At 72.1% G+C, this 20,164-nt stretch carries 10 protein-coding genes; all 10 read left to right on the top strand.

What is annotated here, in order from left to right:
- Position 1 precedes the first annotated feature (1 nt).
- The 10 genes from VT50_RS02695 to VT50_RS02650 all read left to right on the top strand — a co-directional run bounded on the left by VT50_RS02695 (position 2) and on the right by VT50_RS02650 (position 20,162).
- A complete protein-coding gene (locus VT50_RS02695) occupies positions 2-1,240 on the top strand; it encodes an MFS transporter (RefSeq protein ID WP_046087922.1) in 1,239 nt (412 codons plus the stop codon).
- Between the two features lie 20 nt (positions 1,241-1,260).
- Positions 1,261-4,722 (top strand): non-ribosomal peptide synthetase, encoded by a 3,462-nt coding sequence (locus tag VT50_RS02690; RefSeq protein WP_143645171.1) that lies wholly within the window; start codon positions 1,261-1,263, stop codon positions 4,720-4,722.
- Entirely contained in the window at positions 4,715-7,411 is a 2,697-nt protein-coding gene (locus tag VT50_RS02685; RefSeq protein WP_046087924.1) for a type I polyketide synthase, read from the top strand. Before VT50_RS02690 ends, VT50_RS02685 begins: the two co-directional genes overlap by 8 nt.
- The gene (locus tag VT50_RS02680; RefSeq protein WP_053048664.1) at positions 7,393-9,483 is read left to right on the top strand and encodes an amino acid adenylation domain-containing protein; all 2,091 of its coding nucleotides are present in this window, start codon (positions 7,393-7,395) and stop codon (positions 9,481-9,483) included. The genes VT50_RS02685 and VT50_RS02680 overlap by 19 nt, the downstream gene beginning before the upstream one ends.
- Positions 9,480-9,938 (top strand): hypothetical protein, encoded by a 459-nt coding sequence (locus VT50_RS02675; protein ID WP_046087925.1) that lies wholly within the window; start codon positions 9,480-9,482, stop codon positions 9,936-9,938. Before VT50_RS02680 ends, VT50_RS02675 begins: the two co-directional genes overlap by 4 nt.
- 16 nt (positions 9,939-9,954) lie before the next feature.
- Positions 9,955-13,668, top strand: a complete 3,714-nt coding sequence (locus VT50_RS02670; RefSeq protein WP_046087926.1) for a non-ribosomal peptide synthetase — start codon at positions 9,955-9,957, stop codon at positions 13,666-13,668.
- Between the two features lie 60 nt (positions 13,669-13,728).
- Positions 13,729-14,934, top strand: a complete 1,206-nt coding sequence (locus tag VT50_RS02665) for an acyl-CoA/acyl-ACP dehydrogenase (protein ID WP_046087927.1) — start codon at positions 13,729-13,731, stop codon at positions 14,932-14,934.
- An 85-nt stretch (positions 14,935-15,019) separates the two neighbouring features.
- On the top strand, positions 15,020-16,108 hold the full coding sequence (locus tag VT50_RS02660; RefSeq protein WP_240529018.1) for a serine hydrolase domain-containing protein: 1,089 nt from the start codon (positions 15,020-15,022) through the stop codon (positions 16,106-16,108).
- 225 nt (positions 16,109-16,333) lie between these two features.
- Entirely contained in the window at positions 16,334-17,089 is a 756-nt protein-coding gene (locus tag VT50_RS02655) for a GntR family transcriptional regulator (protein ID WP_046087928.1), read from the top strand.
- A gap of 238 nt (positions 17,090-17,327) precedes the next feature.
- Positions 17,328-20,162 (top strand): FAD-binding and (Fe-S)-binding domain-containing protein, encoded by a 2,835-nt coding sequence (locus VT50_RS02650; protein WP_107424715.1) that lies wholly within the window; start codon positions 17,328-17,330, stop codon positions 20,160-20,162.
- The last annotated feature ends 2 nt before the right edge of the window (positions 20,163-20,164 follow it).

The raw sequence follows: 20,164 nt of genomic DNA, 5'->3' as shown, positions 1-20,164 counted from the left end.
CATGTTCCGAAAGTTCCTGACCGCCACCGCGGTCTCGGACACCGCCAACGGCGTCTTCGCCGTGGCGGCGACGATCACGGCGGCCGCGGCGTCGCACTCGGCGATGGCGGTGGCCGCGGTCACCATCGCGGCCACCCTGCCGTGGCTGATCGCCGCGGTGCCGGCCGGTGTCCTGGTGGACCGGATCGGTGCGGTCCGCGCCGTCACCCTCGCCAACCTCGGACGCTGCGCCGCGATGTTTTCGCTGGCGGGACTGATCTGGGCCGACGTGGCGCTCGCGGTCACCGTCCCGGCACTGGTCTTCGTGGTCTCCTGCTTCCAGACCGTCGTCGACACCGCGGCCGAGGTCGTGACGGCGAACGCGGTCGACGACGCCCGCCGCACCCGGGCGAACGGTCTGCTGGCCGTGTCGACCCGGCTGTTCTACCAGTTCCTGGGCCCCGCCCTGGCGGGTGTGCTGGTCGACGTCGACCACGTACTGCCCAGCGTGCTGGCCGCCATGGCATGCCTGGCCGCCGCACTGGTCGCCGCCCAACTGCCGCGCACCGAGGCCGCAGCGACATCCGACGAAGCCTCCACCGGCTTCTGGGACGGGGCGCGGATCGTCTTCTCCCAGCCGATCCTCGCGACCATCGTCGCCGTGGGCGGCCTGACGACGATCGCCAACAGCATCTTCTTCACCCTCCTCGTGGTGTACGCGATCACACCGGGCCCCCTCGGCCTGTCCGCCTCCCAGTACGGCTTCCTCATCGGCGCCATCGGGGTGGGCGCGGCCGCCGGTGCCCTGCTCACCCACCGGGTGGAGCGGTGGCTGGGCCGGAGCCTGACCCTCACCCTCACCCGGGTGGGCTGGGCACTGGTCTTCGCAGGCCCGCTGTTCGCCGACGGAGCCCAGCTGACAGCCGTCATGACCATCGGCAGCGCGCTCGGCGGAATGTGGTCCGTCGAGTCGATGTCCGTACGCCAACTCACCGTCAGCCGCGCAGACCTGGGGCGCGTCAGCGGGGCCTCGCGGATGCTGACCTACGGGATGACACCAGTCGGTTCGGCGATCGGCGGCACCGTCGCGTTCGCCGTCGACGCCCAGGTCCTCTTCGCGGTGTCCACCACCCTGGCCCTGCTGACCGTCATCCCGATCCGCGCCTACCTCTCCGATCGGGCGATCGAGGCGGCGACCCGGAGGCCCGAACCAGACGCCCAGAAGGTACCGGTGTCCGACAGCGAGGGGGACGCCCAGTGAGCACCGACACACCGCGCCCGATGCCGACGACCGAGGCCTGGGAGCCGCTGCTGGAGGAGACGCTGCGCCACACCACGCGTCCGCCCGGAACCTGGACCGACGCCCCCTTCGGCGAGCTGGGCGGCTCCTCGCTCCAGGCGTACCACCTGGCGGCGCTCGGCGAACGGCGGCTGGGCCGGGCACTGGACCTGAAACTGCTGCTGAGCGGCGCCCCGCTGGGCGAGGTACTCGCCGACGCACAGCCGGTGACCGCCCGGTCCGTACCGACGCCACCGCCAGGTGACCGCCCGCTGCTGCCCGGTCAGGCACAGATGCTGACGGCCCATCTGGCGGGACGCGACGCGACGTACCGGCTGATGTTCTCCGTGGTGGCCCCCAACCTCGACACCACGCGGGTCGCCGCCGCACTGCGGGCGCTCACCGCACGCCACGAATCCCTGCGGACACGGTTCGTCGCCGAGGGCGACACGTTCGCCCGGCGGGTTCTTCCGCACTGGCGCATCCCACTGCGCGAGCTGGAGCTCCCGCCGGGCGGCGGCCCCGCCGAACGGATGGAGGCACTGGTCGGCCCGACCGCCGGACGATACCTGCGCCCCTGCGAGCAGCCGCCCTGGTGCGCGTTCATCGGCCGCTCCGCCGGTTCCAGCGACGTACTCACCCTGGTGTTCCACCACACGATCGTCGACGGATGGAGCATCGGCGTCCTCCTGCGCGAGTTCGCGCAGTGCTACAGCAAGGGCCGGATCGAGGACCCGAGCACCCCCGTACCGGACTCCGCCCTGTCCCGGTACCGCGCCAGGGCCACGTCGGGCCGACTCGCCGAAGACCTCGCCAGGGTCGCCGAGCGGGTGGCGGGAGCGCCGACCGACCTCCGGCTTCCCTGGGCGCCCGGGCCAGAGGAGGGGCCGTTCGACCCGAACGGCAGCCGTCTGCCCTTCGTCCTGCCGCCCGAGGTGCGGGACGCGGTCGACACCGTGGCGCGGCGGATCGGTGTGCGCCGCCCGGTCGTCCTGCTGGCGGCCTGGGCGCTGGTGCTGGGGCGACGGGCAGGCGTCGACGACCTCGTGGTGGGGATGCCCACGAGCGGCCGTTTCCGCGCGGACCAGTTCGACGCGGTCGGCCTGCTGACACGGGTGGCACCGGTCCGGCTCCGGCTGGAGCCGGAACTCACCGCGGACGGCTACCTCCGCCGGACGGCCGCCGACTACGACGCCGCGATACGCGACTCCGAGGCCCCGTACGAGGACATCGTGCGCCACCTCGACGCGCGCCCGGTCCGCGGCTCCAACGCGCTGACCCAGTTTGCCTTCGCCGCGCACGACGAACTCATCCCGGCCACCCTCGACCTCGCCGGAACAACAGCCGAGGTGGTCGAAGGGCACTGCCGCGGCGCGGTGTTCGACGCGATCCTCTACCTTCAGCGCTGGGGGAACCAGCCGGCCCTCGCCCTGGAGTACTCGCTGTCCCAGGCCGGACCGCAGACCGCCACCGCGCTCGCCGGCGCGCTGCTGGCGACGCTGCTCGACTTCGAGCGGACCCCGGACACACCCGTCGGCGGACTCACCGGACTCTCGGCCGTCGAACGAACCCGGATCGCTTCGGCGGCGCACGACGCCCCCGACCCGAGGGACGGGCCCGAAGGCCTTTGGGAATCCTTCACGGCGGCGGCCGGCAGATGTCCCGACGCCGTCGCCGTCACCGATCCCTCCGGCGGCCACACACTGACCTACCGCCAGCTCGAACAGGCCGCCACACGATACGCGTCCCTCCTGCACGGCGCGGGTGTCCGAGCCGGGGACCCGGTGATCATCCAGCTCGACCGCTCGGCCGCGGAGACCGTCGCGGTGCTGGCGGCCCTGCGAACGGGGGCCTGCTACGTCCCCGTGCCACCGCAGACGGCCCGCACCTGGCGTGCCGAGGTGCTCCGCGTCACCGGGGCCGCCGTGGCAGTGGCCCCCGCCGACCACCGGAGCGACTGGCCTGAGCAGGTGCGGCTGGTGCCACCGTGGTCCCCCGAGGCGGCCCCCCTCCAGGAGACCGGAGCGAACACGGAACCACACCCGCGCGCCGCGGACAGCACGGCCTACATCTCCTTCACCTCCGGAACCACCGGTACGCCCAAGGGAGTCCGCACCCCCGACCGTGCGGTGATCCGCCTCGCCGCGGACACCGGCCTGCTGCGCCCGGCCGACGACGAGGACCCCGGTCGCCGCCGCTCGATGCTGCGCATGGCACCCCTCGCCTTCGACGCCTCGACCCTCGAGCTCTTCCACCCGCTCCTCAACGGGGACCGGATCGCGATCCTCCCGCCCGGCCCCGCCTCGCCCCAGGCGATCCGCGGCTTCCTGCGCGACGAAGAGATCACCCACGCCTGGCTGACCTCGGGGATCTTCCGCCTGATGGCCCAGTACGACGCCGCCGCGCTCGGCTCGCTGCGCCAACTGCTGACCGGTGGGGACGTGGTCTCAACCGACCATGTCCGAACCGTCCTGGAGGCCTCTCCCGGACTGTGGGTCACCAACGGGTACGGGCCGACGGAGAACACGACCTTCACCACGGTCCACCACGTGACCTCGGGGGACGAGGTCGGCGACACCGTGCCGATCGGCCGGCCGGTCGCTGGCACCGGGGTGCTCGTGCTCGACCGTACGGGCCGGGCGGTCCCGCCCGGGGTCGACGGCGAGCTGCACGCCACCGGCCTGGGCCTGGCCCACGGCTATGCCGGGGACGCCGGGCAGACGGCCGCCGCCTTCGTCGCCGTGCCCTGGCCCTCTTGCGAACGCGCCTACGCCACCGGGGACATCGTCTGCTGGAACGAGGCCGGAGAGCTGCTGTTCCGCGGCCGCCGGGACCGTCAGATCAAGGTCCGCGGCCATCGGGTCGAGCTCGCCGCGATCGAGTCCTACCTCAGATCCTGGCCGGGTGTCCTCGACGCGGACGTCAGCGCCGTCGGCGAGGACCACACCGACCGGGCCGTCCTCGCCGCGGTCGTGGGACCGCAGCGGCCCGCCCTCCAACAGCTCATCCCCTCGCTGGCGGACACCTTCCCCTCGTACTCGCTGCCCGACCTGTGGTGCCTGGTTTCGTCCCTGCCCCTGAACCGCAACGGCAAGGTGGACACCGACGCCCTGGTGGCCCGGGCGCTGACGACCGAGCACTTCCTGGCCGAGAGCCCCGCACCGGCCGCACCGGCCGCACCGGCCGCACCGGCACCGGCACTGGTACCGGTGGCCGGTTCGCCGGCCGAGGACGACCTCGTCGAGAAGGTCGCCAACGTTTGGCGGCACCTTCTCGGCGGTGACGACTTCGACTACGACGAGGCGTTCTTCGACGCGGGCGGCGACTCGCTGCAACTGACCGAGATGCGCAACGCACTGCGCAAGCAGTTCCCGGGAGTCCGGATCACCTCGGTCGACATCTACCGGGCCCCGACGGTCAACAAGCTGGCGGCGCACATCAAGGAGGGCATGCGCGGTGCGTGAAGCGGAGACGGCCACGGAACCGATCGCCGTCATCGGCGTGTACGCCCGGACCCCGGGCGCGGGAGACGATCTCGACGCCTTCTGGCACATGGTGGCCGAGGGGCAAGAGGCGGTGACCGCTCCGCCCGACCCGGCCGCCGCCGGCCGGTCCGACCCTGCCCCCCGGCGCAAAGTCCTCACGGACATCGAGCAGTTCGACGCCGAAGCGTTCGGCATACTGCCGCGGGAGGCCGAGCTGACCGACCCGCAGCACCGGCTGCTGCTGGAGGCCGCGTGGATACTGCTGGAGCGGGCCGGGCACGGCAACAGCGGTGAGCGCGACCGGCGGGGCACGGAGCCCAGGCGGGTCGGCGTCTTCGCCGGTACGGGCCTGAACTACTACCTGCTGCGCCACATCCTCACCGATCCCTCGATCGAGCGGTCGGAGGGACTGCTGCCCCTGGTCCTGGCGAACGACCGGGACCACCTCGCTGCCAAGATCGCCTACCGGCTGGGTCTGACCGGCCCGGCGATGACCGTGCAGACCGCGTGCTCGACCTCGCTGGTCGCCGTGCACCAGGGCGTTCGGGCGCTGCGCAGCCGGGATGCCGACCTGGTGCTGGCCGGCGGGGTCAGTGTCGAACTGCCGCAGGACGAGGGCTACTCGCCCGCCGCCGGCAGCGTGCTCTCCCGCAACGGCCGCTGCCGCCCGTTCCAGACCGGCCGGGACGGCTCCGTGCCGGGCAACGGTCTCGGCCTGGTCGCCCTGCGGCGGCTCGGGGACGCGATCGCCGACCACGACACCGTGCTGGCCGTGATCCGCGGCTCGGCGGTGAACAACGACGGCGGTGACAAGGCCGGATACACCGCCCCGGGGTTCGCGGGCCAGGTCGAGGTGTTGCGCACCGCCTACCGGGACGCCGGAGTCGACCCCGCCACGATCGGATACCTGGAGGGACACGGCGCCGGCACCGAGGTCGGCGACGACATCGAACTCGCCGCACTGGCACAGGTGTTCACCCGCGGTGGGTCGGATGAGCCGCTGCCACTCGGCTCGGTCAAGGCCAACATCGGGAATCCGGGCGCGGCCGCCGGGGTGATCGGCCTGGTCAAGACAGTGCTGGCCCTGCACCACGGAGTCCTCCCGCCTCTGGTGGGCGCCGGGGACGATTGCGCCGCGGACGACCTGCCGGACGGCTTCGTACTGGATCCCCTCGCCCGGCCGTGGGCCGATGCGCCGGGCGTGCCCAGGCGGGCCGGGGTCAGCTCGTACGGCATGGGCGGAACCAACAGCCATGTCGTGGTCGAGGAGTACCGGCCCTCCCGGCCCGCGCCGGTGCAGGATCTGGCAGCGGCGGTGATCCCGCTGTCCGCGAGGGGGCCGCAGGGGGTACTGCGCTACCGGGACGCCCTGGTGGACCACGTGGCGGCCACTCCCGGCCCACGAGTCGGCGATGTCGCCCGCACCTTCACCTCCGGCCGGCGCAGCTTCCCCGTACGCCTGGGCGCGGTCCTCACTCCGGACGGCCCGGTCCGCGCGTCCCTCCAGGACGCCCCCCGCCGGGCACCGCGGAAGGCACCCCCGATCGTGTGGGCCCTCGGCGGCCAGGAAGCCGACGCGCACGGCATGCTGGCGGGCCTGTACCCCCGCTACGCCGTGGTGCGCGAGCGGGCGGAGGAGGTCCTCGCCCACCTGGGGGAGACGGACGCTACGAGGATCCGCGGTGTCCTGCTCGATGAGACGGACAGTGCGGCGCCCCCGTCCGACCTCGCCCCCGTCTGCCTGTACGTCGGCCAGTTGGCCGTCGCCGAGCTCCTGACGTTCCTGGGTGTCGCCCCCGCGGCCGTACTGGGCCATGGCACCGGGGAGTACGCTGCGGCCTGCCTCGCCGGCGAGTTCTCGGCGCCCGAGGGCACCGACCTGTTGGCCAAACCCCTCCCGGAGCATCCGGACGGCGTCGCCCGCAAGCCACCGGCCCTGCCTGTCGTCTCCGCATGTACCGGCCGGGCAGTGGATCCGCAAAACGGCCGTGACCCCCACTTCTGGGCCGCCCAGCCACCGCAGGCCGTGCGCTTGCCCGACGCCGTAGCCACGCTCACCGACACGGTTCCAGGCGCGCTGGTCGTCGAGATCGGGCCCGGGCGGTCGCTGACTGACCTGCTGCGCCCGCACATCGGGGACGACGGCTTGTACGACGTGCTGCCGTTGGTGCCCGCCACCGGCCTGGTGCCCTTCCTGACCCAGCTCGGCCGGCTGTGGTCAGCGGGCGCCGGAGTCGACCTGGAACGGGCCAACGGGGCCGACGGTTACTACCGGGTGCCCCTGCCCACCTACCCGTTCGAGCGGCGGCGGCACTGGATCGACGCCCCTCGCCCCGACACCGATGACGCGGCCGTCCGGGAGGGCGGGAACGGTACGCCCGCGCCGACCGCGGGCGGGGCCGGGACGCTGCCCGCCGTGCTCCGTGCCTGGGAGGAGACGCTCGGGCTCACCGACATCGAGCCCGACGCCGACCTCTACATGCTCGGCGGGGACTCCTTCACGCTGGTCCGGCTGGCCGTCCGGCTGTCACAGGACTGCGGCCCGCAGATCACCGCGAGGAACCTGCTCGGCGTCGACCTGACACCCCGCGCCATGGCCGGCCTGATCGATGAGATGACCAACGGTACGCACAAAGAAGCGAGTCAGCCGTGCAGCAGCACGAAGTGATCGAAGGCGAGCGCGTCACGGTTCAGGCCCCCGACCGGGCCTCGGCCGCCCTCGCTGCCGCCGTCGTGGCGGCACGGGTCTGCCACCCAGGACACGCCACCGTTCGGGTCGGACCGGACACCCCCGCCGAGGGGGTGAGCGTGGCCCTGGCGGACGGCGGACATGAGGCGGTGACACGGCTCGGCGAGGCGATCGAGGCGTGGTCCCGGCGCGGCACGGTCCGCCTCGACGTGCACTGCGACAGCTGCCGGGACGGCGCGGGAGACCACCCGCCCTGCCGACTCGAAGTGCCGCACAGCGGGAAGGACGAGCCGCCGACCGTCGTACACCGGTGCGGCAAGACCTTCACGCGCTGGGCACCGGAGCGGACACGGACCGTGCTGCAGCGGCTCGCCGCCACTGCCACGTCGGGTCTGGACCACCTGGTGGTGGCCGGCGCCGAGGAGCACCAGATGCTCCGGTCCCTCGCCGGAGCACAGGTGGCCCGCCCGCCGTCCTCGCTGCACGAGCTGATCGTGCGGACGGCCGAGCTCCACCCCACGCGGGTGGCGGTCACCGCCGGGAGCGAATCGCTGACCTACACCGAACTCCTCGCCCAAGCACGCGCGTTCGCGGACCGGCTCCGGGCCGAGGGCGTCCTCCCAGGCGACGTGATCGGGGTGAGCGCCTGGCGCTCGGTGGAACTCCCCGGGGTGCTGCTGGCCATCCTGCTGGCCGGCGGGGCCTATCTGCCACTCAGCCCCGAGGCCTCGCCCGCCCGCCTCCAGACCATGATCGAAACGGCCGGAGCGCGGATCGTCGTATCCGCCGAGGAAGCCGTGGAAAAGACGCGGCAGGCCGCACCGCAGGTGGCCCTGCTGGGACTCTCCGGCATACGGCTGTCAGGACCGCCCTCCGCCGGACCAGCCCCCGCTACGGCCGGCGGGCACCCTGCCCGGTCGGACGACCCGGCGTACGTCCTTTTCACCTCCGGCTCGACCGGGCGCCCCAAGGGCGTCGTCGTTCCGCACAGGGCCATCGTCAACCGTCTGCTGTGGATGCAGGACCACTTCGGCCTCGACGGCTCGGACACCGTCCTGCAGAAGACCCCGTTCGACTTCGACGTGTCCGTGTGGGAGTTCTTCTGGCCGCTGCTCGTCGGGGCCCGCCTCGCGATGGCGCCCCCGCTGGCGCACCTCGATCCCGAGGAGATGGCCGAGACCGTCATCCGGGAGGAGGTCACGGTCGCCCACTTCGTACCCTGCGTACTGGAGCAGTTCCTGCGCGAACCGCGGGCCGCGGAGTGCACCCGGCTGCGCCGGGTGGTCTGCAGCGGCGAGGTGCTTTCGCCCGCGCTGGCGAACCGGGCGGCCTCGGTGCTGGGCGCCACCGTGCACAACCTCTACGGACCCACCGAGGCGGCCGTCGACGTGACCGCCTGGGACTGCCGTGCACCCGAGCCGGGCCCCGCCGTACCGATCGGTGGGCCGATCGACAACGTCAGCGCCTATGTGCTGACCCCGAACGGGGAACCGGTGCCCTTCGGAGCGGTCGGCGAGCTCCATCTGGCCGGAGTGTGCCTCGCCTCGGGGTACGCCGGTGCTCCGGACCTCACCCGTGAGCGGTTCGTTCCCGACCCCTTCGCAGCCCTGCCGGGCGGACGCATGTACCGCACGGGCGACCTCGTCCGGTGGTCCACCTCGAAGTCGTCCGCCGACGGCCGCCCGGTCCTGGACTACCGGGGGCGGACCGACCAGCAGATCAAGATCCATGGGGTGCGGATCGAGGCGGGAGAGGTCGAGCACGTTCTCGACCAGCACCCGAAAGTACGCGCGAGCGCGGTCGTGAAGACCACGACGCCCGGCGGGGACCAACTCATCGCCTGGCTCATCGTCGACCCAGACGACCCGCCCGGCCGGGCGGAGCTGCGCCGCCACGCGCTGACCCTGCTGATGCCCGCCATGGTCCCGGCCCGGTTCACCGTTCTCGAACGGTTCCCGATGACCGCCAGCGGCAAGATCGACCGGTCGAGGCTGCGCGAACTCAGCCGGCAGGACCACACCGCGCCACAGCAGGAGGCATTCCCGGCATGAGCTCCGCTCTCCTCCCGCCCGCCCCCGGGCCCCAGCCGCGGCAGCCACCGGCCGGACTCCCGCCCGTGGCCGTACCGCACGCGGGCGGAACCGCACACGCCTTCCGCAGAGCCGGCGGCACACCGGCGGACGTGCTCGACGACCGCGGCATGCGCGAGCTGGCCGTGGCGAGGCTCCTTAACGACCTCGCTTCGCTGCACGGTTTCGTCAGCGACGACCGTCGTCTGACCACCCCCACCGCCGCGTACGCGGGCCGCACCGACCGGCTCGCCCCGCCCCGGTCGCTCGCCCGCTGGACGGGCGCTGCCCAATCGGTGACGACCCGGACCTTCGACAGCGGTCACTTCTTCCCGCACGACCGCACGGAGGAGGCGCCCGACGCGATCCGGCTCGATCTCCCCGACCGCGACGCGCCCCAGGTCACCGGTCGCCCCCACCACACCCATCGGCCCTGACTTCTGGAGCTCAGGTATGTCCCGCATCGAGACGCCGCTGTCCTTCGGCCAGCAGCGCATCTGGTTCGTCGAGCAGGTCGCCCCCGGGAACGTCGCCTACATCAACCCCGATGTCAGGATTCTGCGCGGTGCGCTCGTGGCCGGCGCACTCGACACCGCCGTCCGGACGGTCGTTGAGCGGCATGACGCTCTGCGCACCAGGATCACCCCCGCGACCGGCGGTCACGAGCCCATGCAGTGGGTCGAGCCACAGGCCGGACAGGTGCTGGACGTGGTGGAGATGTCCGCGGAGGACATCTCCACCGATGCGCTGCGGCCGGACATCGAGGCCTTCGTACGGGAAGCGGCCGGGCGGCCGTTCGACCTGGCTTCCGAGTCACCGATGCGGGTCTACCTGCTGCGCTGGAGCCCCACGCTGCACGCGCTGGTCGTGATCGGGCACCACATCGCCCTGGACGGCTGGTCCCTGACCAACGTGATCGAGGAGATCGCCCTCTTCTACAACCGCGAAGTCGGCGCCACGGACAAAAAGCCCCGGGAAGTGACGGTCCAGTACCCCGAGTTCGCCGCCTGGCAGCGGGAGCACCTCAACGAGGACCGGATCCGGGAGGAGGCCACGTTCTGGCGGGACTACCTGGAGGGAGCCCCCGCGCAGATCGAGCTGCCCTGGGACCGACCGCGCCCCGAACGCCGCGACATGACGGGCTCCATGATCAACCTGATGCTGCCGGACGAGGTGTACGACGCGGCCCGGCAGCTCGCGTCCACGGCACGCTGCACCCTGTACATGGTGCTCGCCGCGGCGCTGTCCGTGGTGCTCACCAGGTACTCCGACCAGCGGGACGTCGTGCTGGGCACGCCGGTCGCCGGACGGACCAGGACGGAGTTCGAGTCCACCGTCGGACTCTTCTTGAACCTGATCTCGGTCCGCGTCCCGGTCGACGACGATGCCTCCTTCCTGGATCTGCTCAAGTCCACCCGCAGCTCCAGCCTGAAGGCGATGCAGCACCAGGAACTCCCCTTCGACCAGGTTCTGCAGAGCCTGCCGGTGCGGCGGCAGGACAACCTCTCGCCGGTCTTCCAGGTCTCGCTGTCCGTCGCCAACCTGCCCGACCTGCCCTTCCACCTGGACGGTCTGGAGCCGACCGAACACCTCTGGGTCGAGCTGAACGGTGCGCGGTATGACCTCACGACCACCTTCGTGCCCGAGGCCGGCCGTCTGCGGCTGCGCCTCCAGTACGACACGGCCCGCTTCGACCGGAGCACGATGCTCGCCCTGGTCTCCCACCTCGGCCAGGTCCTGCTCCAGGCGGCCGGGACGCCCACGGTGCGGGTGGCGGACCTCGACCTCGCCTCCCAGGAGGAGAAGAACCGGGTGGGCGAGTTCTCCGGGCTGGGCACCGTGGAAGCCGCCGCCCGGCCCGTCCCGGACGTCCTGACGCGGTTCGGCCAGGCAGTGCAGACCTGGCCCGACCGGATCGCCGCACGATCCGGCGACGGCCACCTGACCTTCCGCCAACTTAACCGGGAGGCCGACGCGTTCGCCGACGCACTGGCCGCCGAAGGCATCGGCCACGGCGATGTGGTCGCCGTCCGGCTGCCGCGCGGCCTCGATTTCCTCGCCACCGTGCTCGGCGTCTGGAAGCTGGGCGCCGTCTTCCTCCCGCTCGATGCCGCGCACCCCGCTCAGCGGGTCGCGTTCATCCTCGAGGACGCCAACGCCCGACTCGTGGTGAGCCACGAGGGCACCCCGGCGCTCGCGGGCGTGCGCACGGTGAGCCCGGCCGGACTACGGGGCCGTACCGCCGAGCGGGCCGCCCGCCCGGACCCCGAGACAAAGACGACCGCGTACATCATGTACACCTCGGGTTCCACCGGTGACCCGAAGGGCGTCGCCGTCGCCCGCACCGCGCTCTCCGCCTTCTGCGAGGCAGCGGTCGAGCTCGTCGGGATAACCCCCGAGGACGTCTCGCTGAGCCTGACCACCACCTCGTTCGACATCTCCCTGCTGGAGTACCTGGTCCCGCTGCTGGCCGGCGCCTCGGTCCAGCTGCTTTTGGAGGGAGCGACCAGCCCGGCAGCGGTCGGGCGGGCGCTGTCGAGGACCCCACCGGTGACCTACGTCGGTGGCACTCCCACCGTGTGGAAGTCCTTGCGTGAGGCGGGAGTCGAGGTCGCCAACGGCACCAGGCTGATGCTCGGCGGCGAACCGCTGCCCGCCGATTTCGCCGCCTACCTGGACGGGCGCGGACTGGAGTACTGGAATTTCTACGGTCCGACGGAAGCCACGGTCTACTGCACCGTCCAGAGCTCCGGCGGGGGCGGGAAGGCCCACGCCGCCCGGGTCGAGACGGCCTCCTGCGTCGGCGTCCCCTTCGGCCTCAACCGCGCCTACGTCCTTAACGCCTCCTACCGCCCCTGCCCGGTCAACGTACCCGGGGAGATCTTCCTCGCCGGCCCCCAAGTGGCCCAGGGCTACGTCGGGCAGCCGGAGCTCACCGCCAGCCGCTTTCCGCTCGACCGGATCGCGGCGGACGGGTACCGCCGCTACCGCACCGGGGACGCGGGGCGCTGGGACGCCCAGGGACGGCTGCGCTTCCTGGGGCGGCTCGACACCCAGGTCAAGGTGCGCGGCTTCCGGGTCGAGCTGGAGGAGATCGAGAAGCGGCTGGCGGAATGCCCCGGCGCCGCCGCCGCCGTCGTCGGTGTCGATCCCGAGGCCGCCGACCGGCTGATCGCCGGCATCATCCCCGAGGGCGACAACCCGCCGGACGCGGCCGAACTGCGCGAGCACCTCTCCCGGACACTGCCCGCCTACATGATCCCGTCCCGCTACGTCCGCCTGGACGCACTGCCGATGTCCGCCAGCGGCAAGCTCGACCGCCGCGGCCTCGCCGACACCACCAGGCCGGCGCCGGTGGCCGACAGGGACGGCGGCTCGCCCCACGAACACCTGGTCCGCGGGGTCTTCCGCGACCTGCTGGGACGCGACGACATCGGACGCGACTCCCACTTCTTCGACCTGGGCGGGCATTCGCTGCTCGCGGTACAGATGGTGCTGCGCTTCACGGACATGTTCGGTGTCACCCTGGAGACCGCCGAGGTCTTCCGTTACCCGACCCCGCGGACCTTCGCCGAACGGCTCGGGCGCCCGGAGTTCGTTCCCAAGTCCTCGGTCCCGCTGCGGGCCGCGGGCGGCGAGCCGACGGTGATCTGCCTCCCGCCGCTGAGCGGCACGGCGTGGAGCTTCGTCCAACTGCTGCCGTATCTCCCCAAGCACATGCCGGTCCACGGCGTTCTGTCCCCGATCCTCAAGACCGACGGCCGATCCGCCGATCCGGCCGCCGTGCTGGAGGAGTTCCTCTCGGCCGTTCAGGACATCGACGTGCTGGGACCGGTCGTGCTGGTCGGCTGGTCCATGGGCGCGGCGCTGGCACCCGCCGTCGCGGCCGAACTCCACGACCGCGGCCACCAGATCGAACACGTGGTGATGTTCGACGCCGCCGACGTGGACCTCGCCGGCCCGCCGCCCCAGGCGCCCTGCGGTCTCACCCACTTCCTGGCCGCGGACCGCACCTCGGTCCTCGACGGGCGGTACTGGGAGGGCCTCTTCGAGGGCCAGACGGACACGATCACGACCACCGCACCGCACCTGCGCATGCTCGACCCGGACAAGCTGGCCGAATCCGGACCACACCTGCGCAAGACACTCATCGAGTGCGGCGACTGAGCCCACCGGGCCGCAGACCCGCCGCCGAGCAGCTGACAGCACCCACGTACGGAAGAGGCCATGACTGAAGACCTGGACGGCATCAAGGACATCGACAGCGCCGACGGTGCGACCCTGCGCGAACGGCTTGCCGCAGCCGCGGAGGTGGCCCGCGCCCACGCGGTCGACGTGGACGCCGCGAGCCGCTTCCCGACCGAGGCCATCGCCGCACTGAAACGGCACCGGCTCCTCGCTCCCGAGCCCGCCCCGGGCCAGGGACTGTGGACCGCGCCGCAGATCGTCGCGGTGGCCCACGCACTCGGCCAGGCGTGTGCCTCCACCGCCATGATCTGGGCGATGCACCAGGGGCAGCTCCAGGCGGTCGCACGCCAGCCGAAGACCAGCACGGCCGTACAGGAGTTCCTCGACTCCGCGTGGCAGACCCAGCCCCTGGTGGCGAGCCTGATGTCGGAGACCGGAGCCGCCAGCCCCCGGGAGAGCCGGGCCCACTGCCGCGAGGAGCCGGACGGCAGCGGCGCCGTCCTCATCGACAAGAACGTCTCGGTCTCCTCCTATCTCCAACAGGCCGACGCCGGACTGCTGGTGGCCCGGCGCTCGGCCGACGACGCGGTCACCGAGGGAGCGGTCGTGCTGGTGCACCGCGACGAACTGGCCGTGTCCCACTGGCGCGAGTGGCAGGCGCTCGGCATGCGGGGCACGGGCAGCGGCGGCGGCAGGGTCCGGGCCCGGACGCATCGCGACCGGATCCTGGAAGAGTCGTTCAGCGAGGTCTCGGCCCGCGTCATCATGCCGCTGTCGAACCTGGGCTGGGCCGCGTGCTGGCTGGGCATCGCCGAGTCCGCGTTCACCACCGCACAGGACGCCTTCCGACGACAGCAGAGCAGGACCGCACCCGACGTCCTCACGGCCAAGACGATGCGGCTGGGACGGGCCTCGGACACCATCGACGAACTCACGGAGCAGATCCACTCGCTCGCCGCCCAGTACGAGGAGTTGCGCGGCATGGCCGGCGACGCCATGGTGCGCCGCTCGAACGCGCTGCGCCTGACGGCCGCCGCCCGGGCCAACGAGAGCGTGCTGGACTCCTTCCAGGTCATTGGGGTGGACGCCTACCGGGAGCCGTCGGCGAGCAAATGGAGCCTGAGCCGCCAGATACGTGACGTGCTCTCCGCCCGGGTCATGATCAGCGAGGACCGCATCCGCCTCGGCAGCGGCGGACTCGCCCAGCTCCCGCGCCGAAGCAGCCTGCAGGACGCGCTCGGCTGATGCGGCAGGTGAGGACGGCCCGACGGCCCGGGCGTCCGGCGCGGATGACACAGATGCTGGCAGACGGCGGAGGATGGGCGTGGACGTGGTGACATCGCGATACGACGGAGAGGTCCTGGCGGACGGCGACCGGACCGTGGACCCCCGGCATGGAGTGGACACGGCGGCACTCACCCGGGCCGTGCACGCGCAGGCGGGGCGGCCGGTGGCGGGCATCGACGACATGGCGTCGTATCTCGCCGACCAGGTGTCAGACACCTCGCACCGCGAGGTGATCGGCCCGCTGCTCGACGGGCAGGGAGCCAGCGGTGTCGTGGTGCGGGCCGGCACGGTGCTCGCCGCGTGGGGCGATCCCGCACGCGCCGAGATGGCCTACAGCGCCACGAAGAGTGTGCTGTCGCTGGTGGCGGGCATCGCCTTCGACGACGGTGCGCTGCGGTTGGACGAGCCGGTGCTGAAGACCGTGGACCTGCCCGAGTTCGACACTCCTCACGGACGCGCGATCACTTGGCGCCACCTGCTGGACCAGACCAGCCAGTGGGAGGGCGAATTGTGGTCCAAGCCCACCTGGGCCGATGCGCAGAGCACCCGTGAGGGCACGGAGTCGGCCGGCGGGCCGCCCGGCGCCGGCTGGGCCTACAACGACGTGCGCGTGAACCTGACGGCGCTGGCGCTCACGATCCTGCTCCGCCGCACCCTGCCGGATGTGCTGCGCGAACGCGTCATGACACCGATCGGCGCCTCCGAGGGCTGGTCCTGGCACGGCTATGACCACGCGGTCATCGAGGTGGACGGCGCACAGGTACCGGTGGTCTCCGGCGGCGCGCACTGGGGCGGCGGCCTGTGGATCAGCGCCCTGGACCTGGCCCGCATCGGCCTGCTCTGCCTGCGGGGCGGGCGGTGGGGCGAACGTCAGGTCCTGTCACGGCGCTGGACCGAGGAATTGTGGACGCCCTGCCCAGTCAAGCCCGAGTACGGCCTGTCCTGGTGGCTCAACGACCACGGCACGGTATGGCCCCGCGCCCCGCGCACAGGCCGCTGCGCCCGCGGCAACGGCGGCAACCACCTGTTGTGGGTGGACCCGGCACGCGACCTGGTGATCGCCTCACGCTGGGGGAGTGAGGTGGAGCAGCTCCTGTCCGAGGTGTCATCGGCGGTGCCACCCTGTGCGTGAGGCGCAGGCGGCGGCTCAAGGCCGGTGCCACGGTGATTCCGGGGCTCTTGGGTGGTCCTACCGTATCTCGCATGGGGTCAACACTGGCCGTCCGTAAGACCGGTGGGGCTCGAGGGCTTCGGGCGCTGCCGAGGGGGGACGTCGCCGTCGAGACGACGTCCCCCCTCGTTCATGTCGGACGTGCCGTCGGCGAAACCACCTCGCCGAGGTAGGTAACATGCCAGCATGCCGCCCAGCCGCGAGCGCGCCGAGCTCACGTTGAAGCCCCTGCCGCACGCGAAGCAGTCGCTTGCCGAGCAGGTGATCTCCGAGGTGCGGCGGGCGGTGCACACAGGGGCGATGGTCCCCGGGCAGCTCTACTCCGTCTACCAGGTGGCCGAGAAGCTCAATGTCTCGCGGAGCCCAGTGCGCGAAGCGCTGCTGCGGCTCGAAGAGGCAGGGCTGGTGCAGGTCGAACGCAACCGGGGGTTCCGTGTTGTGCTGCCGCATCCCAGGGAAATCATCGAGATCTTCGGGGTTCGCCTGGCCCTGGAGCTGCCCGCCGTCCGGCGGGTTGCCAGGGCAGGTGAAGCCGAGCTCGGCGAGTCGTTGCGGGCGACCATGGAGGACATGGCAGCAGCAGTGGATGCCGACGACGAGCTGCTGTTCTTCCAGCTGGACCAGACCCTGCACGACCACATCCTGATCGCGGCTGGCAACAGCCGCGCCCGCGCGATCGTCGGCGGCCTGCGTGACACTATGCGCATCCTCGGTATGTCGACGGACGACCAGTCCCGCAGCCTGCGGCGGGTGCATGAGGAACACGAGCCCATCGTGGCGGCCCTCCTCGCCGCAGACGCCGAGGGCGCCGTACGGGCGATGCGTGACCATCTGAGCAATACGGGCCTCATCCTGGCCGGGCAGGCGGCCCGGGCGCAGGGCGAGCCGGTCGACACGGGCGCGCTGTGGGCGTCCATCGTGGACGAATCCGACCTGACCTGACCTGCGGGAGCCGGGCCCCGGGCACAGCGGTCACCTGACTTGGGCCGCAAGCTCCCCTTCGTACGCAAGTAGGCGGCGCGGCCCGCATCGATACGCACAGGCCGTGCAGGAGTCGGCGGAGCCCCCGGCCAGCGCCTCGAACTCGATGGCCGCGCCGCCTTCGCTTCCCTCCCAACGGGATAAATACGGCATTCGCGATGAAACAGGGCCCCGGGATGTCGCATGTAACATGCTACTCATGAATCAGATCGCCACCCTCGCGACTGAGCTGCGCCGACGCCAAGTCACCGACGTCGTGACCGACCTCCTGTCGCGGTCAGCCCATTCCTCCGACGCCTCCCTCTACCGGGTGCCGCCACTGCTCGTCGCACGGCCCCGGTCAGCCGAGGACGTGGCCGTCGCGGTCGAACTGTGTGCGCACCACGAAGTCCCCCTCACCGCCCGCGGCGCCGGCACGTCGGTCGCCGGGAACGCGGTCGGCCCAGGACTCGTCCTGGACTTCAGCCGGCACATGCGCAAGGTGCTGCGCGTCGACGCCGAGTCCCGTACCGCGGTAGTACAGCCCGGCGTCGTCCAAGCCGAACTGCAGCAGGCAGTGGCTCCGTACGGGCTGAGGTTCGGCCCCGACCCCTCCACCCACACCCGCTGCACAATCGGCGGCATGATCGGCAACAACGCCTGCGGCTCCAGGACCCTCGGCTACGGCCGAACCTCCGACAACGTCGCCGGTCTCAAGGCCGTGGCGGGCAACGGCACCGCGCTGGACCTGCCGTCCCCGCTGGGCGCCCCCGCGCCGGGAGCCGCCGCCGAGCTGACCGCCCTGCACGGCCTCGTGAACGCCAACCTCGCCACGATCAGGACGGAGTTCGGCCGGTTCGGCCGGCAGGTGTCCGGATACGCGCTGGAGCACCTGCTGCCGGAGCGACGCTTCGACGTGACCCGCCTGCTGGCCGGCAGCGAGGGCACGCTCGCCGTACTGACCGAGGCAACGGTGAAGCTGGTCACCGACCCGGCGCACCGGGTCCTGGTGGTGCTCGGATACGACGACATCGCCACCGCCGGAGACGCGGCCCCCGCCCTGCTGAAGCACCAGCCCACGGCCTGTGAAGGCATCGATGCGCGCATCGTCGACGTGGTGCGCACGCGGCGCGGCCCGGACGCGGTGCCACCACTGCCACGCGGGTCCGCGTGGCTGTTCGCCGAAGTCGCCGGAGACGACGAGACCGAAGTCCTCGATCGGGCCCGGCAGCTGGCCGCCGCCAGCCAGGACGCCCTCGTCATCACCGACCCGGCCAGGGCGGCGGCACTGTGGCGCATCCGGGAGGACGGCGCAGGCCTGGCGGGCCGCAGCCCCGCCGGACGGCCCGCCCACGGAGGCTGGGAGGACGCCGCCGTACCCCCGGCGATGCTGGGCCGCTACCTGCGCGACTTCGAGGCACTGCTGGGCGAGTACAACGTGACCGGCCTGCCGTACGGACACTTCGGCGACGGCTGCCTGCACATCCGGATCGACTGGCCGCTGGAGGAGCCAAAGGGGCCACAGCAGTTCCGCGGCTTCCTGGAGGCCGCGGCCACCCTGGTCGCCGGCTACGGCGGCTCACTGTCCGGCGAGCACGGCGACGGCCGCGCCCGGGGCGAACTGCTGCCGCTGATGTACTCCACGGCGGCGATCGACCTGTTCGGCCAGGTCAAAGCGATCTTCGACCCGGACGACGTGCTCAACCCCGGGGTCCTGGTGCGGCCCCGCCCGATCGACGCCGACCTGCGGATCCCGGCAGCCCACCCGGTGCGCGGGAACCTCGCGCTCGCCTACCGCCACGACGGCGGCGACTTCGGCCAGTCGGTACACCGCTGCACCGGCGTGGGCAAGTGCCGGGCGGACAACACCGGATCCGGCGGAGTCATGTGCCCGTCCTACCTGGCCACCCGGGAGGAGAAGGACTCCACCCGCGGGCGGGCCCGGGTTCTGCAGGAGATGATCAACGGATCCCTGGTCTCCGGAGGCTGGCGCGCGCCCGAGGTACACCAGGCCCTCGACCTGTGCCTGTCCTGCAAGGGCTGCGCATCGGACTGCCCGACCGGCATCGACATGGCCGCCTACAAGAGCGAGGTGCTCCACCAGAGCTACCGCCGACGGCTGCGTCCGGCCGCACACTACTCACTGGGCCGCCTGCCGCTGTGGGCGCGCCTGGCCGGACTGATGCCGCGCGTCGCCAACGCCTTGCTGCGGGTGCCGGGACTGCGGTCCCTGGCGCTGGCCGCAGCCGGCGTGGACCAGCGCCGCAACCTGCCCGCATTCGCACCCCAGACGTTCCGCGACTGGTTCGAGCAGACCCGTGACGACCGCCCGGCGAAGGGCCGACCGGTCCTGCTGTTCGTCGACACCTTCACCGACTACTTCACACCGGAGGTCGGACGCGCGACCGTGGCCGTACTGGAGGCCGCCGGGTACCGGCCCCAGATCATCGAGCGCCGCCAGTGCTGCGCGCTGACCTGGATCTCCACCGGACAACTCGACGCGGCCAAGAAGATCCTCGGCCGTACGGTCACCGAGCTGGCCGAGGCCACCGAGGCGGGCGTGCCGATCGTGGGCATGGAGCCGTCCTGTACGGCGGTCCTGCGCTCGGACGCGCTCGAGCTGCTGGACGAGACGGTCGCAGCCCCGGTCGGGGAGCGCACCCGCACGCTGGCCGAGCTGCTCGCCCAGACCCCGGGCTGGCAGACGCCCTCGTTCGAGGGGGCGGCCGTCGTCGCCCAGCCGCACTGCCACCACCACGCCGTCATGGGCTGGGACCACGACGCCCGGCTCCTGCGGGAGGCAGGCGCACAGGTACACCGGCTGGGCGGCTGCTGCGGCCTGGCCGGCAACTTCGGGGTGGAGAAGGGGCACTACGAGGTGTCCGTGGCAGTCGCCGAACACCAGTTGCTGCCCGCACTGCGCGAAGCGGAGCCGGAGACGGCCATCCTCGCCGACGGCTTCTCGTGCCGCACCCAGATAGCCGACCTCTCGCCCCGGCGGGGAGTCCACCTGGCGCAGCTCCTCGCCGAAAGACTGCCCGAATCACAGAAATAATT

This window comes from Streptomyces antioxidans (assembly GCF_000968685.2).
In the GTDB taxonomy this organism is placed as follows: Bacteria; Actinomycetota; Actinomycetes; order Streptomycetales; family Streptomycetaceae; genus Streptomyces; species Streptomyces antioxidans.
This window is presented reverse-complemented; position numbering and strand designations above follow the sequence as displayed.

What these genes read in the sequence shown, in the direction of transcription:
- VT50_RS02670 (WP_046087926.1), top strand. Translation starts at nt 9,955, where the DNA reads ATGTCCCGCATCGAGACGCCGCTGTCCTTCGGCCAGCAGCGCATCTGG.
- VT50_RS02650 (WP_107424715.1), top strand. Translation starts at nt 17,328, where the DNA reads ATGAATCAGATCGCCACCCTCGCGACTGAGCTGCGCCGACGCCAAGTC.
- VT50_RS02690 (WP_143645171.1), top strand. Translation starts at nt 1,261, where the DNA reads ATGCCGACGACCGAGGCCTGGGAGCCGCTGCTGGAGGAGACGCTGCGC.
- VT50_RS02675 (WP_046087925.1), top strand. Translation starts at nt 9,480, where the DNA reads ATGAGCTCCGCTCTCCTCCCGCCCGCCCCCGGGCCCCAGCCGCGGCAG.
- VT50_RS02695 (WP_046087922.1), top strand. Translation starts at nt 2, where the DNA reads ATGTTCCGAAAGTTCCTGACCGCCACCGCGGTCTCGGACACCGCCAAC.
- VT50_RS02665 (WP_046087927.1), top strand. Translation starts at nt 13,729, where the DNA reads ATGACTGAAGACCTGGACGGCATCAAGGACATCGACAGCGCCGACGGT.
- VT50_RS02655 (WP_046087928.1), top strand. Translation starts at nt 16,334, where the DNA reads ATGCCGCCCAGCCGCGAGCGCGCCGAGCTCACGTTGAAGCCCCTGCCG.